This is a genomic window from Brevefilum fermentans (assembly GCF_900184705.1).
Taxonomy (GTDB): Bacteria; Chloroflexota; Anaerolineae; order Anaerolineales; family Anaerolineaceae; genus Brevifilum; species Brevifilum fermentans.
The window spans coordinates 1,885,247-1,904,949 of the sequence record NZ_LT859958.1 but is presented as its reverse complement, the minus strand read 5'-3'; the positions used below and the strand labels follow the sequence as shown (position 1 = coordinate 1,904,949).

Sequence of the window (19,703 nt, the reverse complement as noted above, 5' to 3'; positions counted from 1 at the left end):
AATGACCATACGCTGAAAATGGCACAATGTTGAGATTTTCTATGGTTGATCAATCCAGCCCCACCCCCCCGGCAGAGCCCAGCGTTTGGGACTACCTCGCTGATCAAATTAAATCCTGGATTAATCCCCGACCCCTTGACAAACAAGTCATTGTCGATGAAGACGCGGCACTAAAACAAACATTTCCCTGGTTGATCGTTGCTGCAGTGGTACTGGCTCTGATCGCTCAGCTTTCATTAGAACCCTCGCCCGGGCGAACGGCCTGGTCGGGGGTGATCCTGTATGGTGGGGCGCTCGCCTGCACGGTACTGGCGGTTTTCCGCGCGGAATGGAAGCTGCCATGCCACAAACCGCCTGTTGAAGAACTTTATAAAATTACTATAAAAATAGAATTCCTCCTGGTCAGCCTCACTTTGGGGCTTCTGGCATTTCTTGCTTTTGGCAGCGGACGCTTTACGCCATTAAACATGCTGCTTTGGATTCTGAGCATTTTATTCTTCTTTTTGGCTTTTTGGCCGATTAAGGCGGGTGTCGGCTCACGGCTCAAAAAAGCCTGGCAGCAAATCGACAAACGGGAGTGGCAGGTGCGACTTTCACGCGGGTCCATTATCGTGCTGGCGGTGATCGCTGTGATCTTATTCTTTAATTTCTATCGCCTGGACTCTGTGCCGCCGGAAATGCTCTCAGACCAGGCAGAGAAATTGTTGGACATCAACGATATTCTCAACGGGTACAGGCCGGTGTATTTTCCTCGCAATACCGGTAGAGAGGTGCTGCACTTCTACGCATCGGCTGCCTTTATGAGTCTTTTCAACCTCGATGTTTCGTTTCTTAATTTAAAGATCGTTGCTGTTTTTGCCAACCTGCTGACCCTATTTTTTATTTATTTACTGGGCAAGGAATGGGGCGATCGCTGGGTGGGTTTGGTCGCTGCCCTCTTTGCCGGGATGGCTTACTGGCCGCTGTTGTTCACCCGACTGGCGCTGCGCATCCCATATTACCCCCTGTTTGTGGCACCGGTACTGTTCTTCATGGTTCGGGGTCTACGCCGTCAGCACCTGCCCGATCTCTTATGGGGAGGGTTTTTTCTCGGGTTGGGCTTGCATGGCTACACCCCTTTCCGCATCGTGCCGATCCTGGTCGTGATTGGTATTTTGATCTATCTGGTGCATACCAAGAACAAGAATCTGCGCTGGCGTGCTGTGCTGGGGTTGGCTGTGATAACAGCCGTATCCCTGCTGGTGTTCATCCCATTGTTGCGTTACTGGCTGCACAACCCGGAACTGTTCACTTACCGTGCTTTTTCTCGCCTGACCGGTATGGAGGTCGGTTTTCAAAATTCGCCCCTGGTGATCTTTACGCAAAACTTCTGGCGCGCCAGTGTGATGTTCTTTTGGAACAATGGTGTAATTTGGGCGCATTCTATTCCGGGGAGACCAGCGCTTGAAGTGGTTTCAGGGGCGTTTTATTTCCTGGGCATTGCCACGATCACCCTGCGCTATTTTCGCAAGTGGGATTGGCGCGATCTGTTCATGCTGGTCTCAATCCCCATTTTAATGATGCCCTCGATTTTATCCCTGGCTTATCCGGGAGAAAACCCCAGTTTGAACCGCACCGCCGGGGCAATTGTACCCGTATTTATCGTGATTGGCACGGCTTTTGTCACTATGGTCCGCGGCTTTCAGGCGAGCCTTTCCGGGAAATCAGGTCGGCATGTATTGATGATGGTGATCATCCTGCTGCTGGTTTGGTCTGCTGTCAATAATTATGACCTGGTTTTCAACCAGTATTACACGCTTTATCGGTCTGCAAGCTGGAACACATCAGAGGTGGGCAGGGTGGCAGCCCTGTTTATTGAAACCCTGGGGTACCCGGAGACCACCTATGTTGTGGGATATCCACATTGGATTGATTCGCGCCTGGTTGCGATCAATGCCGGTTATCCCGGCATGGATTTTGCCATCTTTCCGGATGAGATTCCTGGCACCCGGGCTGATCCTCGGGCGAAGATGTTCTTCATCAATGTCAACGATGAAGAAAACGCCCGGTTTGTCCAGCAGATATTTCCGAATGGCGTTCTGTGGCAATTTGATTCTGAGATCCCAAATAAAGAGTTTTTGATCTTTTTTGTGCCGCCATCAGAGGGGGTACTGCCCTGATGACTGATCTGAACACAGCCGACCACGCTGCGCTCAATCGCAAACGCTGGTCCGATTTCCTGCTGATCATCCTTCTGCTGCTGAGTGTGATTGCGGGCGCCTATCTGCGACTGGCGGGGGTCAATTGGGATGAAGACCAGCATATGCACCCGGATGAACGGTTTCTCAGCCTGGTCCAGGTGTCGATTTCCCCCGTGAACAGCCTGAGTGAATACTTTAATACTGAGAATTCAAGTTTGAACCCGGCAAACCGGGGATATACCTTTTTTGTTTACGGCACACTACCGATTTTTATTGTTCGATATGCCGGTGACGCTCTCGGTCAAACCGATTATCATGCCATTACCATCCTGGGCAGGCAGCTCTCAGCGGTTTTCGACCTGCTCACCATTCTACTAATTTTTGCCATTGGCAGGCGTCTGTACAATCGCTGGGTTGGGTTGCTGGGAGCGGTATTTTACGCACTGGCGGTGTTGCCGATTCAACTTTCACATTATGCCACAGTGGATTCAGCCACGAATACCTTTGCCGCGTTGACGATGTATGCCGCCGTTTGGGCGCTGACCCGATCTAAAACGCACGGGCGTGATAGTGATCAACCGGAATCGACAGACACAGACCAGCTCGAGGCTGTTAAAAACGATACAGCCAAATGGAATGGCGCCCGGGTGACCGGCTTAATTAATGAACTGGCACCCTACATCGTGTTTGGTGTGGCTTTAGGGGCGGCAACAGCCTCAAAGATCAACGCGGTCGTGTTGGCGCTACTCCTGCCACTGGTTGAGGGCATGCGCTATCTTGGGATGAACCCGGATGAGCGCCGTGTTGCCCTTTTAAAGATCATTCGCAACCTGGTTCTGGCGGCAGTGCTCAGCTTTGTTAGCTTTCGCATCGGGCAGCCGTATGCCTTTAACGGTCCTGGCTTTTTTAATTTCGGGATTAACCAGACGTGGTGGTCCGGTTTACAGAGCTTGCGTGCGCAAGCTTCCGGCGCAGTCGATTTTCCGCCAGCGCTGCAATGGGCGCGGCGACCGATCACATTTTCTGGACGCAACCTGGTCGCCTGGGGGCTGGGCTGGCCGTTGGGTATTTTTACCGGGCTGGCATATTTGGGCATGGGGATCTCAATCCTGCGGAAAGACGAATGGCAGAAGCATTTATCCTTTTGGGTATTCACCGGGTTATATTTTGTCTGGCAATCGATTTCCTGGGTGCGCACGATGCGCTATCAGGTGTTGATTTACCCCTTATTGACCCTGATCGCCGGGTGGGGTTTACAGCGGTTGTTGTCAGCTTGCTGTGACATCAGGTTAGGACGATACAAAATTAAATCCAGTCTCATCCGGGTTGTGGGTATTGTCCTGACAGTGGTGATCATTCTGGGTACCGCAGTATGGGCGTTTTCATTTTCTCAGATTTACACCCGACCGCACACCCGGGCAGAAGCCAGCCGTTGGATTTACCACAACCTCCCGGGCGCGTTGACCCTGCATATCGATACCGACGACGGCGCTTTTATGCAGCCATTGCCCTACCGTGCTGGTGATACGCTGGCATCAAATGCACCTTTTTCCCAGCCTTTTATCAGCCCGGCGGATGGGTTGATCTCCGCAGTTCAATTTGAGCACATTTTAGACCGCTCGGCGATGGGCGGGATGAAAACTGTGCTCCTGTCGATTGTCTCTGCGAGTAACCCGGATGCCGTCCTGGCTGCAGCATCAGTACAAAGCGGATTCCTGGCAACGGACAACCACCCGCGCGGCATGGCTTATAAATTCATCTTCGATGCGCCATTGCAGGTGAATGAAAATGAGCTATATTTTTTGCGCCTTTCGCTGCCCGAAGAAAACTTAAACCTGACGATAAGCGGCTCACCAGCGGTGACGCTGATGACGGATGACGGCATGGTACTCAACAGTGCGTTGCCGCGCATTCAACAGGGCGTCCGGGCTGATCAGCCATACCAAATGAGCGTTCGAATGGTCACGGGTGGAAGCATCACCGCGGTCAGTGCGCCTTTTATCGTGGATCAGGCGGGTTCGCCGGGTGAAAAAACCCTGGCACTCAACCTTGCGCTGACCGACCAGGGCGGACAATCGCAATTCAGCAGCATTCGCGCCGATTTCTCAGTGCAAGAAGATGTCAGGGGTGGTCCCTTTACCTTTGTTCTTCCAGAGCCTTTGCAGGTGGAAGCGGGGCAAACACTGGCTGTCTCCCTATCAACACAGGAAAGCGCCGCTCAACTGGTACTGCATTCGGTTGCACCTGCCCATGAAAGTAGTTGGGACGATGCCATTCCTTACCCGGTGGACGGTTTCAGCCCGTACAGCGAAGACGGCGGAATTTACACGGGCAACCTGAATTTTGAGATGTACTGGCCGGATGATCACAGCAAATTGGAGCGGTTTGAAACCATTCTCGACCAGGCAGATTACATCTTCATCACCTCGAACCGCCAGTGGGGCACGACAACTCGCGTGCCTGAACGCTATCCGCTGACAACGTTCTATTATCGCTACCTGTTGGGATGCCCGGCGTACAAGGATGTCCTGTGGTGTTACAGCATAGCCGAGCCCGGATCCTTTTTCGGCGAGTTGGGATTTGAGCTGGTGGCCGTTTTCCATTCCAACCCCAGGCTGGGTCCTTTTGAATTCAATACCCAATTTGCAGAAGAAGCCTTCACGGTTTATGATCATCCCAAGGTTTTGATCTTCAAAAAAACAGGGGAGTACGACCCAATCGCGGTGCGGAACTCGTTGCGCTCGGTTGATTTGAGCAAAGTGGTGTACTTTACGCCTGGCGAAGCTGCCAGCTATCGGGGTCCGGGTCCCGGGAAATCGGATAAGCCGCAGCACAACCTGATGCTTCCTGCTGATCGGTTGGCAAGGTTGCGGGCTGGAGGCACCTGGTCGGAATTGTTTGATCGTGACAGTCTGGTGAACCGTTCACAAATTGCAGCCACGGCTGTCTTTTATGCCTTTGTTCTGGTTTTAGGTTGGATCAGCTATCCGATTGTGCGCCTGGCTTTCCCGAGAATGAGCGATCGCGGCTACCCGTTTACCAAGCTGGTCGGCTTGCTGCTGATGGCGTTTTTTGTGTGGATTTTTGGTTCCTTTGGCATACTGGTCACCCGGCAGATGATCTGCTGGGTTTTGTTGGGGCTCGTCGCCCTGAGCGGCAGCCTGGTCTTTTTTCAGCGAAAAACGCTCTGGCAGGCGGTAAAACAGGAATGGCGCTATTACCTGACCATCGAAGTCCTGGGGTTAATTGCCTTTATGCTGTTTTTGTGGGTGCGAACGGGCAACCCGGATCTGTGGCATCCTTACAAAGGCGGCGAAAAGCCTATGGACTTTTCGTACCTGAACGCGGTGATCAAGAGCGTAACCTTTCCGCCGTTTGACCCGTGGTTTGCTGGCGGGTATATCAATTATTATTATTATGGTTTTGTAATCGTTGGTATGCCAATCAAATTGCTGGGAATGATCCCTGCTGTGGCGTACAACCTGGTTTTACCGCTATGGTTCAGCTTGACAGCCCTGGGTGCATTTTCCGTGGGTTGGAACCTGTACCAGGGCATCCCGCGCTCGTTGGCTTTGCGTGCAGGCGAAAAAAAAGGCAAATGTGTGCTGGGAACGGCTTTTGCAGCCGGCCTGGCGACGGTTGTGTTGCTGGTGGTACTGGGCAACCTGGGGACGGTCAGATTGTTGCTCAATGGACTCCAACGGATGGCATCAGGCGGACTCGCGATTGAAGAGGCATCGATCCTTCAACACATTGGTTGGACATTCCAGGGCTTTTTCCAGCTCATCAAAGGGGCACGTCTGCCATTTTATCCCGGGGACTGGTACTGGCATCCCAGTCGAGTGATCCCGGGCGAGGCAATTACGGAGTTCCCGTATTTCACATTCCTTTACGCTGACCTGCACGCGCACCTGATTGCCTTCCCGATTACGGTGCTGGCTGCTAGTTGGGGTTTGTCAGTGGTGTTGAGTCAAGCGCGTTGGGGTGAAGAGGGTCGCCGCTTGAAGATACTCGGGACTGTGATCGGTTTTACGCTTGGCGGAATGGTGATTGGCGCGCTGCGTCCAACCAATACCTGGGACTTCTATACCTATCTGGTGTTGGCTTGCGCGGCATTAGCTTACAGCGTTTTCAGAAATTACCAGCCGCGATTAAAGCTGAATTTCCGCGGCAGTCAATCGCTTGAGAAGGCGGCTGTAGCGTTAATTGCCGTCGTGGCTCTGGCAACGCTGGCTTTGGTCTTTTACCAGCCTTTCTCGGATTGGTTTAGCCAGGGATATACGCAGATTGGCATTTGGGAGGGCAACAGAACGCCGCTGGATTCGTATTTCACGCATTGGGGATTGTTGCTGTTTATTATCGTAAGCTGGATGACATGGGAAACCTATCACTGGATGAAGACAACGCCTGCATCAGCATTGTCTGCGCTAACGCCTTACCGGGGTTGGATCACCCTGATCCTGGTTTTATTCCTGATTCTGATGATCCTCTTTTTGGTGATGGGCGTTCCGGTCGGTTTGATCGTCCTGCCTCTCGGGCTGTGGGTGGTGGTGCTGATGCTTCGTCCAGATCGGTCGGACGCCGGGCGGTTTCACTTGTTTATGATCGGTACGGCGCTGACTCTGACCCTAGCTGTGGAACTGGTGTATCTGCATGGCGATATTGGTCGCATGAACAGTGTATTTAAATTTTATCTTCAAGCCTGGATTTTGTTTGCGCTCTCTGCCGGTGTGTGTTTTGTGTGGCTGCTGAAATCACTGCGCTACTGGCGTAAACACCTGGGTTTAGTCTGGAAAATATCCCTTCTCGTGCTGTTTTTCTCTGCGGCGATGTTCACCGTGATGGGTACGAAGGATAAAATCAACGATCGTATTGCACCGGAAGCTCCCCAGGGGTTGGATGGAATGGCATACATGGCTTATTCCACCTATTATGATATGGGTTCGAACATGCAATTGGTGGAGGATGATGATGCCATCCGCTGGATGCAGGATCACATTGAAGGCTCGCCTGTGATCCTGGAAGGACAGGCTTATGAATACCGTTGGGGTGCCCGTTATACGATCTATACGGGGTTGCCGGGTGTAGTTGGATGGAACTGGCATCAACGCCAGCAGCGGGCTGTTTTGCGCAACTCCGTTGTTCAGGAGCGGGTGAACCGGGTTGACACTTTCTTTTCAACCGAAGATATTCAATATGCGGTTGATTTTATCCGGGCGTATGATGTTACGTACATTGTGGTTGGGCAACTTGAACAGGCATTTTACCCACAGGCTGGTCTGGCGAAGTTCAGCAATTATGATGGTCAGCTATGGGATGCGGTTTACCGTGTTGGCAGCACAACCATCTACCAGGTTCGAAAATAAGATCACGATAATTCTCGAATGGTCCGCACAAGCGGTGGTGGACAAGTATAATACTGGAAGAACCGTTAATAATCAGATGATTGGCACATGCCTGGCTCAATGAAAGGATTAATGCACAAATAATCTTGGCCTTAAATATCTGTTAAATAAGTTTAATCTACGGCACGGTCATTCCAGTCAGGAGAACACGGTCGAAAAGCATGGAACTGATAGAAAATCAAAGACGTGAATCCACATATATGCTCTTTATTCTTGGGGCATTTGTTCTCGCCCTGGCTTTTCGCTTAATTCAATTGGGAGCTGTATCGCTGAATGATTCGGAAGCCCAGCTTGCATTGCGTGCGTTGGCGGTCGCCAGGGGTGAACAAACGTTGTTCGGGGGCGTTCATGCTTATGTGGGGCTGACCGGTTTGCCGCTCTTTTTATTCTCAGAATCGAATTTCGTGGCGCGCCTCTGGCCGGCAATCACTGGCGCACTGATTGTGTTCATCCCGGTATTGTTTTCGAAATATATTGGACGTTGGCCTGCACTTATGGCGGCTTTTGCCCTGGCGTTATCTCCTGAAATGGTCGGCCTTTCCAGGATAATTGGCTCCCCGATGATGGCGCTGGTATTCACACTGCTGGCAGCAGGATTCTGGTTAAAACGTAACCCTGTCCTTGCCGGGATCAGCCTGGGTTTGGCATTGATGAGTGGATCGAGTTTCTGGGTAGGTGTAGTGATCCTGGGGATCAGCTGGCTCATTTCGCAGCATTTATTTGATTTGCTGGCGATCTTCAGTTTGGAGCCCGGCGCTGATGACCCGCGTTCGCAGTGGACCAGGTTTGGAATCTCAATGGGTGTGACGCTGGTTGTGATCGGGAGCGGATTTTTTCTGGCTCCAGCCGGAATGAGTGGCATTTTTTCCGGGTTGTTTGATTTTATCCAGGGGTTTGGACAGGTGCGTGCAGCTCCGTGGGGGTGGGCAATTTTCGCGCTCCTTGTATACAGCACCGGAGCCGTGATCTTTGGGCTATGGGGCGGTGTCCGCGGCTTGCTGATCAAAAGCAAGCTGGATATGTTTCTGTTCTTGTGGGCTGGGATTGGATTGGTTTTTATCACTCTATACCCCGCAGCCACGGCGGGCGAGCTTATCTGGGTTGCCTTTCCATTATGGATTTTAACCAGCCGGGTGGTGATCTTTGCATGGCGAATGCCTGAATCATCAAAGCTGGTTCTGGGCATCACCACAGGAATGGTGATTGTGATCGCTGCTTTCATCACCCTGGCGATGCGCACCTTGGTCTCCCCGGCATTGGTCCCATCGCAACAGTTGAGCCACTTAATTGCACTGGCAGGCGGCGTTGTTTTGTTAGTCGCAATGATCTTACTGGTTAATTATGGCTGGTCAGAGGTTGTTGCCCGGTCAGGGTTTCTGCTGGGTTTGGGGTTGGTGTTTATGACCGGGATGATCTCTTTGAGCGTAAATTCGACCGGGATCGGTACCAACACGCCCTTTGAGCTATGGCACCCTGATGAAGCGGTTGTGTTGCCTGGTTGGATGCAGGTTACCATCGATCGGACCATGGTTTGGAACGCTCGTGGGTATGAATCGGTTGATATACTTGTGTCTGGGATGGACACCCCTGGTCTGCGGTGGGCGCTGCGCTCATATGCTCCGTTGAATTTTGAACGCTTTGTACCGGCGCAATCAGCACCGGGGATATTAATCACACCGATTGGAGAAATCCCAGAAATTGCCCATGGATACCAAGGACAAAGCCTGGTTTGGCAGCGAACTGTTCCCTGGCGCGAATTAACACCGCGACAATACCTGGTTTGGCTGGTGGCGGGAGAGGTGCCATCCGTTGCGCAGGAATTAATTCTCTGGGTGCGTACCGACTTGATGCCTGGCGGTCAAATTGTCGATAAATAGAATGAGGATACTTATGGGTTTACCAAACATAATTGCGATTGACGGGCCAGCCGCATCTGGCAAATCAACCCTGGGGCTTCTGCTGGCAAAGGAGTTAGGTTACCTGTTTTTTGATACGGGTATCATGTATCGAGCGTTGACCCTGGCGGCATTACAGAGGGAATTGAATATCGAGGATGAGGCTGCGATCGGCACATTAGCAGAAACGGTTCATATCGATATCGAGACACCCAGCATTGATGACGGCCGTGACTGTGATGTTCTGCTGGATGGACAGGATGTAACTTGGGCGATCCGCTCAGATGAGGTCAATGCCTATGTGTCGGATGTCTCTGTTTATGCAGCGGTCAGGAAGGCCATGACCGATCAGCAGCGTCGCGTTGCATCGGGCAACAAGGTGGTGGTGGTCGGACGTGATATTGGCACTGTTGTGATACCGAATGCAGACCTGAAGATATATCTGGACGCGTCAGTTGAAGTCAGGGCACAGCGGCGGTACAGGGAGATGATCAACCGAGGAGAGGAGGCTGATTTTGATGAGGTACTGCGCTCATTGACAAACCGGGATCGAATTGATTCCACCAGGGAGATTGCACCCTTAAAAGTGGCTGAAGACGCCGTTGTGATCAATTCCGACGACTTAAGTATTGAGGAAGTTTTAGCAAAAGCAAAGGAGCTTGTTTATCATGTGTGATACATTTGTTGCCCTGGGAAATGCCACCAAAGACGGTTCGGTGATCTTTGGAAAAAACAGTGATCGCCATCCAAATGAAGCACATATGATTCAAATTATCCCACGTGCACACCATCCAGAAGGGGCGCAGGTGAACTGTACGTATATCCGTGTGCCGCAAGTGCGGGAAACGAATGCCGTCTTACTGTCCAGACCTTTCTGGATCTGGGGGGCAGAAATGGGCGCAAACGAACACGGCTTGGTGATTGGCAATGAAGCCGTTTTTACCAAAGTGCCTTACGACAAAGAGCCCGGTTTGATTGGCATGGATTTTATTCGCCTGGCACTTGAACGGACCGCCACGGCCAATGAAGCCTTGGATTTGATGATCACGCTCCTGGAAGACTATGGGCAGGGCGGAAATTCAACCTGCTTTGGAGAGTTTTATTATCATAACGGCTTTTTGATTGCAGACCCTCAGGAGGCATGGATCTTTGAAACGGCTGGGAAACACTGGGCTGCTGAAAAAGTGCGAGATATCCGGACGATCTCAAATATCATCAGTATTGGTGATCATTGGGATCGAGCTTCATCCGACCTGGTTTCACACGCGATTTCTAAGGGATGGTGTAAAAGTGCGGAATCCTTTAATTTCAGCAAATGTTACAGTGATCTGATTTTCACGAACTTTGGCGCCGGAAAACACCGCTCATGCCGGACTGGCGAACTTCTAAAAGCAAAACAGGGTGAGATCGATGTCCCCTATGCAATGCAGGTGCTCCGTGATCATGGGCCAGAAGCCGATCAGAATTGGCAGCCGGGTCGAGGGATTCTGGGCTCTGAGGTGTGCATGCACGCCAGTTTTGGTCCGGCAAGGGGCAGCCAGGCGACCGGTGCAATGGTCTCTCACCTGACACCAAAACAGCACACCCATTGGCTGACGGGCACATCAGCAACCTGCACCTCCGTCTTCAAACCGGTGTGGATCGATGCGGGGTTGCCAGACCTGGGTCCAGAGCCGACAGGGGCTTATGATTCAGTAACCTTGTGGTGGCGACATGAAAATCTTCATCGCGAGATATTACGTGATTACGCCACACGAATCAGGCTGATTGAAACTGAGCGGGAGAACCTTGAAGCTGATTTCTTGAGCCGTGTGGATGACATGCAAGCTGAATCCCAGGCCGTGCGAGCTGCATTGACGCAAGCTTGCTTTCAAGAGGTCGATACCGTTGAAACAGAGTGGCTGGCGAAGGTTATTAAGCAGCCTGTAATGGATCGGCGTCCCTTGCTGGATCGGATTGCCTGGCGCGGTTTTGACCGCAAAGCGAATCGTCAAAGCATGTCCCATCCTTAGACTCACGAATATCCGCACTGGCTTGAGTGAAAATGTGGGCAGTGCTGAAGAGATGTTATAATGATTAAAACCATCACCAGACTCTGAAAAATGGCAGACATCCTTGCACCTTTGACACCAGGATATACGTTGATCATACCGGATCACCCGGGAATTTTGATCGCCTGGGTGATTGGTTTGATCGCGCTTGTGATTTTGGTCGTTTTATTGCGCGAACGAACCTTCAAATTGAATCGTGCCAGCTTGAGCTGGTTCGCTGGATTGAGTCTTCTGATTTTAATTTTGACTCCCTTTATGGGCGTTTTCCCTCGCATGAGCCCAATCATAGCACCAGGAGAAGCGCCGTTTCGACATTTGATGTTTTTTGCTGCTATCCCCTGGATGGTTGGGGCTGGTGTACTGGGTCTTGCTCCGGCAACTTTTCTGGCAGGAATTTCTGGACTTTTGTTGGCGTATTCAGACACGCACAACATCTTCACGCCGCTGGTGATGATGATTGCAGCAATTGTTTATAGCTGGTGCATTCGGCAGCGATATCGAACGAATTTTTATACATGGTTGCGCCACCCAATCATTGCAGCAATTGCCAGCATGCTGGCATCGTCTCCCTCGGTTTTTCTTGTACTGATCTTATGCGCCTCCGGGTCGACCGGGGCGAGGATTGGGATGGCAATAACACGGTTCCCGGTGGTGATGTTCACACTGGGAGGAATGTTGCTCATTGGTGGAGCGACCTGCATGATCGTTCAAGCCCTTGCGGCAAAATATTGGGCACCAAAAACACCGCTGAAGCCGGCTCCTGGCGAGGTTCATTTCAGGTATCGCTTGTTGGGTTACGCGACGCCGATATTTTTAATTGTGCTCGTTGGGGTTCTGTTAGCCACCTGGTCGCTGGGTCAAAGCCATGCCAGGAAGCAAATTCTCAAACAACTGACCGGAACAACCGCGATTGCTGCGGAAAGCTTGGGCGTTTTCTTAACGACTGGCGATCAAATACTGAATACTCTGGCGGCTAATCCTCAGATGAGTGTTGGGTCTGATAAACAAATTTCAGCATTTCTTCAAGAAGCACAAAGCACTTCAAATTTCTTCGAGTGGTTGGCTGTGTTAGATGCTGAAGGTCACCTGATCGCAGGCAGTCCCCCGGGTTTGTCGCCAGATATCCTGCGGGATGACGATCTTTTCCAACTGATGACAGTAAATAATGAATCGGGCCCTGTGCATTTCTTCGTGACTGGGTTGGAGGATGAGAATTATGGGTTAATGTGCTTTATCACCGGTGTTGAACGCCAGCCCGATACGCAACAACGGTTTCTGTGGGGTCTGACGAAGATTGACGAGAACCGCGTCGCACAACCCCTGGTAATTGCCAAAAACGCGTTGAAGGACCAGGGTGGAACCATCTCTGTTATAGATGCTGGCGGACGCGTTGTTTTCCATTGGAATAGTGATGATCGGGTTGAAGAAATACCAACGGCGAATCTTACAACGTCCGCTTTTTTCCAGGGCGCATCAAGCGATGGTCGATTGATGTTGAACTATTATCAACCTGCAGCTGGCACTGATTGGGGTTTGACTGCAAACTTACCTGCTCTGGTTATCCAGGAAATGGCTTGGGAGCTCACCCGGACCAACCTGTTGATTGCTGGTGGCGTGATGATTTTTATTTTCGTTATGGCGTGGATTGGGTTGACCCCGATCGTCAATGAGTTAGAATCCATGTCTCTGGCTATCAATGCAGTTCTTGCAGGCGGATATGATCCTGGTCAATTAAAGGAGCGCGCTTACCCTGACAGGGGATATTTGAAAACTGCTTTTCGGAACATGATCACAATTCAACAAAAACGCATGGATCAGCAAAAAAAGCTATCATCGGCAAGTGTTAAGGTTGCCGAACGCCAGAATCTTGCTGAAACGCTGCACATGATTCTGGCTGCAGCGCTTGTGGATGGTGTTTGTGCTGCCAGGGTTGTACTGGTCAATTCTGATTCAACAACGGAAGCGCTGCTTTCTGAGCATCGATTCGGGATTGGCTCGCATGCGAACGTGCTGGCAGCCTGGGACCAGGCTATGGCAGGCTTGGTCCTGAAAAACGGGGCGCAGACTCTGAACCATGATGAGATTTTAAAACAACTGCCCCCGATTGAAAATCGTCCAGAAATTGCTTCAGTGAACTTGCTGCCTTTGAAATGGGAAGCTTCACACTTGGGCGTTATGTGGGTCGCCTTTACCGATAATGATGACCCTGATGAAGCCATTATGACCTTTCTTAAACAATTGGCACACATCGCCAGTTTGGCGATTATCAATGCGCGAACTTATCGAGATTCTCAGCTTTCGACAGCATTAATAATGACAGCGTTCGATTTGTTGACGGATGCAGTTGTAATAACAGATCAAAACAATCAGGTGCTGCTGCACAATAAAAGGGCAAGACAACTGTTTTTTGATCGCGATGGACGTTTTGAAGGCGAATTTTTAAATAATTTCTTGTCTCGGCATGACCTTTCAAAACAAAATTTATATGCGGACCAAAGGGTTAAGTCGAAGGAGGTCCAATTACGTGACGGGAATCTTTATGATCTGATTTACAGCCCGATCCAAATTGATGGGAACCAGCATGCAAACGCGATAATAATCAAGGATTTGTCATCGCAGAGAGAAGCTGACGCGTTAAAAACTGAGTTTGTTACCATGGTCAGCCATGAGCTGCGATCGCCATTGACATTGATCCTCGGATATGCTAAGATTCTGCGCCTAACCGGTAATTTGAATGAGCAACAAGACAGCTATATCAGCAACATTATTAATGGCGTGGAAGGGATGAAAGAGCTGGTACAAAAGTTGCTTGATATTGGTCGTTTAGAAGATGGAGATCCGCTTGAAATCCACCCGGTGACGGCTGAACAAATCATTACCCGGGCGGTGGAGAGCCTGAAAGCAAAGGCGAAGCAAAAGCAAATTTCTCTGCAGGTTGATTTACCTGAAACTCCGATTACGATTTTCGGAGATCAGATGTTTCTTACACAGGCATTGAGGAATCTGGTTGATAACGGGATAAAATATTCAAAAATGGGTGGTGAGGTTGTTGTCACTGTCACAGGGAGAGACAAGCGCGTGATTTTTGCGGTTCAGGATCAAGGCATTGGAGTTGCTCCCCTGGATCAGAGAAAATTGTTCCGGAAATTTTCTCGAATCACCACAGATGCTGAAGCTGATGATGAAGGGAGTGGGTTAGGTTTGGCGATTGTGAAAAGCATTGCAGAACGGCATGGCGGAGAGGTTCGTGTGGAAAGCCAGTTGGGTAAAGGAAGCATTTTTTACTTTGAAATTCCACGAAAATACTCAGCATAATCGCAGGGAGAATTTTTAACACCCGTAAAGAAAAAATCGTTGATTTGTGGACAGATTGAAAAGAATCCTTCCATCAATCAAAAAATATTAAGGTTTATTGAAATTATCATTATAATATTGTAGGATTAATGCATATCTCGCCTGTACAAAGCCATTATTTAAAAATTCTGCCTTGTTTTCAACATTCTCAAGAAAAAGTTTGACAAACTGTATATTAATTGGCTATAATTAAAGTTTGCATGTATCGAGCTGATATTATATGGATTAAGTAGAATGCCTGAGAAGTGCTAAATTTCTCGAGGCTTTTCTCGCGTTAAACACAGTATTTCTTCCAACGGTTATAGGAGGTTCTTTGTGGAAACAAAGGGATTGAAGACACTGCGGATTGGACTTGCATCTCCTGAGGAGATTCGTAAATGGTCTTATGGTGAAGTTCTGAAACCAGAGACCATCAATTATCGAAAATTGCGTCCCGAAAAAGACGGTTTGTTTTGTGAGGCCATCTTTGGACCCACACGTGATTTTCACTGTTATTGTGGAAAATATAAGAATAGTCGCAAAAAGGGGATTACATGCGATATCTGTAATGTAGAAATCACGCGATCTTCTGTTAGGCGTGAACGAATGGGTCATATCGATCTGGCAGCGCCCGTGGCACACATCTGGTACACTCGCCGCATCCCATCATACTTAGGATTGATTTTAAATATCTCACGCAGGAACCTGGATCGGGTGTTGTATTTTGCTCAATACATCGTGACCTACGTCAATGAAGACGCTCGGCAAAAAGCCCTTAAACGCTTAGATGATGAAATCAGCCTTTCTGAAAGAGACCTGGAAGACAAAATCAATGCGCAGATTGTCGAGGAGAAAAAAGCTCGAGACAGAGCCCTAAAAGAAAATGATGCGGAGCGCGTTCGGCTTCAGGAGAGCTACGATGAACAAATCGGTAATCGGATTGAGCCGGTGATCAAGGAAGGACAACGCTTGGAAAGCGAAATCCAGACCCGGATAGGAAAGAAAATCCGCAAGGCGATCGTGTTCAATGTGCTGGATAAAGAAGAATTGATTGTTGATGTCGGTGAAGAGGTGATGCCTGCACATCTCAGCCAGGTGCAGAAAATTGTCAAGGATATGATTGAGGTGCTGGAAGCAGACCTGAAAGAACAACGCGATCTTGAATTGGAACACTTGTCCATGCAGAGGGAAGAGATCAGGGCGGCTTCCGAGTTAAAAATGGAAGAACTGCGCAATATGCTGGTTGATCAAGCTGAGGAGAGCCAATCAGAATCAGCGCGTTCACGTGACGAGTTACATGAGCTGGAACCCTTTAAGTTTCTAAGCGAAGCACGCTATCGCGAGTTAAAATCCCGTTGGGGGCAGGTCTTTCGGGCGGATATGGGAGCAGAAGCATTTTATGATATTCTCAAACGAATTGATCTGGATGCATTGGCTGAAGAGCTATGGGAAGAGATTAATACCACCCGCAGCAAACAAAAACGAAAAAAAGCCACCCGTCGGTTGAGTGTGATCGAGGCTTTTCGCCGCTCGAATAATAAACCAGAATGGATTATTATGACGGTTTTGCCGGTCATCCCGCCTGATTTGCGTCCAATGGTACAGCTCGACGGTGGGCGTTTTGCAACCTCAGATTTGAACGACCTGTATCGCCGGGTCATTAACCGCAATAATCGCTTGAAACGGTTGTTAGAACTGGGCGCGCCTGATGTGATTGTCCGCAATGAAAAGCGTATGTTGCAGGAAGCGGTTGACTCGCTAATTGATAATTCTCAGCGAGGTAAAGCGCTTTCACGTCGTGGACGGCGAGAATTACGTTCCTTGAGTGATATGCTCAAAGGAAAGAAGGGCCGTTTCCGTCGGAATCTTTTAGGGAAGCGAGTAGATTTTTCCGGCCGATCTGTGATCGTTGTTGGCCCATATTTAAAATTGCATCAATGTGGTCTTCCCAAGTCTATGGCTTTAGAATTGTATCGACCCTTTGTCTATTCTCAGTTAATGAAGCAGGAATATGCAGGAAACATTAAAAGCGCCAAACGTTTAATTGAGCGCGGCCGTCCAGAAGTTTGGGAAATCCTGGAAGAGGTGATCAAAAATCGGCCGGTGCTGTTGAATCGAGCCCCCACACTGCATAGGTTAGGGATCCAGGCTTTCGAGCCGATTCTGATCGAAGGTAATGCGATTCAATTGCATCCTTTGGTGACGACTGCCTTCAACGCGGACTTCGATGGCGATCAGATGGCGGTTCATGTGCCATTATCAGACAAGGCTGTCACCGAAGCTCGTGAATTAATGCTGGCGACCAAGAACTTGCTCAAACCAGCTAATGGTGAACCCATCATCAGCCCATCAAAAGATATGGTTTTGGGTGTTTATTACCTCACCATGGAAGTAGATGAAAAACAAGCAGGCGATCCCCGCGCCTTTTCCAGTATCGATGAAGTGCTGATGGCTTATTCTATGGGGCTGGTCCATGTGCATGAGAAAATTAAATTGCTAACTGAAACCTGGTACGATCAGGACAATACTCGTATGGAGAATCCAGCGACCAGGATCATTGAGACCACAGTTGGTCGCACGATTTTCAACAATGCCCTGACTGAGCGCATGCGCTTTTACAATCATGAATTGGATAAGAATGGTGTGAGAGACCTGGTTGCAGAGGTCTATGATATCTGCGGACAGGAAGAAACCTGCATCATCGCTGATCAAATTAAAGATATTGGTTTTCAATATGCAACCCGCTCGGGGATAACGATTGCTATTGCCGACATTAATGTGCCTGCCAGTAAAGCAGAAATTTTACAGGCTGCACAAGAAAAAGTGGATGAAATAGATCAAAGTTTAGAACGTGGTATTACGACCGAAGATGAGCGGAACAAAATTGTCGGTGATATTTGGGAGGAAACCGGTCATCAGGTCACGGTTGAGGTAGAAAAAGCGCTTGATCCAATGGGAGATTTGACAACCATGGCGAAAAGCGGTGCAAGTAAAGGTGGTATCAACGCAATTTCTCAGTTGGCGGGCATGAAAGGATTGGTTTCCGATCCGAGCGGTCGCGTCATCACCATGCCGATTCGCTCGAATTATCGAGAAGGTATGACCCCGTTCGAGTACTATATTTCAACACATGGCGCTCGTAAAGGCTTGGCTGATACCGCGTTAAGGACTGCCGATGCAGGCTACCTTACCCGGCGCCTGGTGGATGTTGCCCAAGACGTGATTGTAAATGAAGAAGATTGCGGCACGTATCAGGGCATTTGGATCAACGCAGATGATAATATCGCTGGGCAGTCTTTCGAGAAACGTTTGTATGGTCGGGTTCTCGCGGATCGAGTCATTAACCCGGAAACTGGCGAAATTGTTTTCAATCGAAATGATCTTCTAACCCATGATCGAGTGAAAATAATTAAAGAACTTGGGATTTCTGCTGTTCATGTACGCTCTCCGTTGACTTGTGAGATGATTCACGGGATTTGCGCCAATTGTTATGGAATGGATCTTGCCCGGGGAGAAATGGTAAAACTGGGCTCAACGGTGGGGATCATTGCTGCTCAGTCGATTGGTGAGCCAGGAACGCAATTGACATTACGGACCTTCCACACCGGCGGTGTGGTTGCTGGTGGCGACATTACCTCCGGCCTTCCCCGTGTCGAAGAATTGTTTGAAGCCCGTAAAGAGCCCAAGGGAGAAGCAGTGATTTCCAAAATTGCCGGCACTGCTCACCTCTTTGGGTTTGAGAAAGATTCGGATAAAAGATTTGTGCGGATTGACCACAGTGAAATGGTTTCGGATATCTATGATATTCCAGAGGACTGGTCAATCGCTGTCAGCGACGGAGATGAAATTGTCATGGGAGCGACGCTGGCATCCCAGGACGAAGCGATTATTACCGCCCAGAATAATGGACGTGTGCGAATCGAAGACCATAAGGTGATAGTTTCTTATGAAGTGAAGGAATCGGAAGAATACGACATTCCTACGACAGCCAAACTGACCATTAAAGAAGGTGAAAAAGTAGAACCGGGTCAAGCGATAACAGAAGGATCATTAAACCCCCACACCGTCCTGAGAATTAATGGGCGTGATGCATGTCAGCGATATTTGTTGCGTGAGATCCAGGAGATCTATGTTAACCAGGGGCAGGATATCAATGACAAGCATTTTGAAGTCATTATCAACAAGATGCTTAGTAAAGTGCAGATCATGCGATCGGGTGATACGGCTTATTTACCCCAGGACCTGGTCAATCGGCTGGAGATCAGGCGTGTCAATGAAGAATTGGTTGAACAGGGAAAACAACCGGCAAGGTATCTTGAAGTCTTGCTGGGCGTTAGCAAGGCAGCCCTGGAAACAGATTCCTTCCTTTCCGCATCTTCATTTCAGCATACAATAAAAGTGCTTTCGGCAGCAGCGATTTCATCACGCGAAGATCCTTTGTTTGGCTTGAAAGAGAATATTATGATCGGCAAATTGATCCCTGCTGGCACAGGTTTTAAACCCGGGCAATTTTCAGATGAAGCCCAGGGCGATGATGTCTACGATGCGGTTGGGGAGGGGCGTGTGCTCACCCTGTTTGATGAATTAGAAACGAATGAAGCCGCTGCAGATCATAAGGTTGATAAGACGGATATGGGCATTGCCGGCTCGGTTGAAGAGGATTCCGATCTAAAGGAAACTGAAATCGGCGAATAGAAAATAAAATTCAGCTCTGTTTTCTGATAAAATAAAAATCCCGGATACATTACCGGGATTTTTATGCTATAATGAAACAAATGTTCTTTAACCGCTGCCCAATATCAATAAGATTTTGGCATCGATGTTATCAATAGGAGCGAT

Annotated in this window: 7 protein-coding genes; all 7 read left to right on the top strand. The window is 49.4% G+C overall.

The features are described 5' to 3' along the window. The first annotated feature begins 41 nt into the window (after nt 1-41). The 7 genes from CFX1CAM_RS08270 to rpoC all read left to right on the top strand — a co-directional run bounded on the left by CFX1CAM_RS08270 (nt 42) and on the right by rpoC (nt 19,559). The gene (locus tag CFX1CAM_RS08270) at nt 42-2,159 is read left to right on the top strand and encodes an ArnT family glycosyltransferase (protein WP_087862570.1); all 2,118 of its coding nucleotides are present in this window, start codon (nt 42-44) and stop codon (nt 2,157-2,159) included. Then, nucleotides 2,159-7,546, top strand: a complete 5,388-nt coding sequence (locus tag CFX1CAM_RS08265; RefSeq protein WP_087862569.1) for a DUF2298 domain-containing protein — start codon at nt 2,159-2,161, stop codon at nt 7,544-7,546. Before CFX1CAM_RS08270 ends, CFX1CAM_RS08265 begins: the two co-directional genes overlap by 1 nt. A 200-nt stretch (nt 7,547-7,746) precedes the next feature. Beyond that, nucleotides 7,747-9,462 (top strand): hypothetical protein, encoded by a 1,716-nt coding sequence (locus CFX1CAM_RS08260; RefSeq protein WP_087862568.1) that lies wholly within the window; start codon nt 7,747-7,749, stop codon nt 9,460-9,462. 13 nt (nt 9,463-9,475) lie between these two features. Then, nucleotides 9,476-10,156 carry a (d)CMP kinase gene (gene cmk, locus CFX1CAM_RS08255; protein ID WP_087862567.1) on the top strand — a complete coding sequence of 227 codons (681 nt, stop codon included), beginning with the start codon at nt 9,476-9,478 and terminating at the stop codon, nt 10,154-10,156. Continuing rightward, a complete protein-coding gene (locus CFX1CAM_RS08250) occupies nt 10,149-11,492 on the top strand; it encodes a C69 family dipeptidase (RefSeq protein WP_087862566.1) in 1,344 nt (447 codons plus the stop codon). Before cmk ends, CFX1CAM_RS08250 begins: the two co-directional genes overlap by 8 nt. 90 nt (nt 11,493-11,582) lie before the next feature. Beyond that, entirely contained in the window at nt 11,583-14,846 is a 3,264-nt protein-coding gene (locus CFX1CAM_RS08245; RefSeq protein WP_087862565.1) for an ATP-binding protein, read from the top strand. A gap of 354 nt (nt 14,847-15,200) precedes the next feature. Beyond that, complete coding sequence (gene rpoC / locus CFX1CAM_RS08240; RefSeq protein ID WP_087862564.1) at nt 15,201-19,559, top strand: DNA-directed RNA polymerase subunit beta'; 4,359 nt, start codon at nt 15,201-15,203, stop codon at nt 19,557-19,559. Nucleotides 19,560-19,703 lie beyond the last annotated feature (144 nt).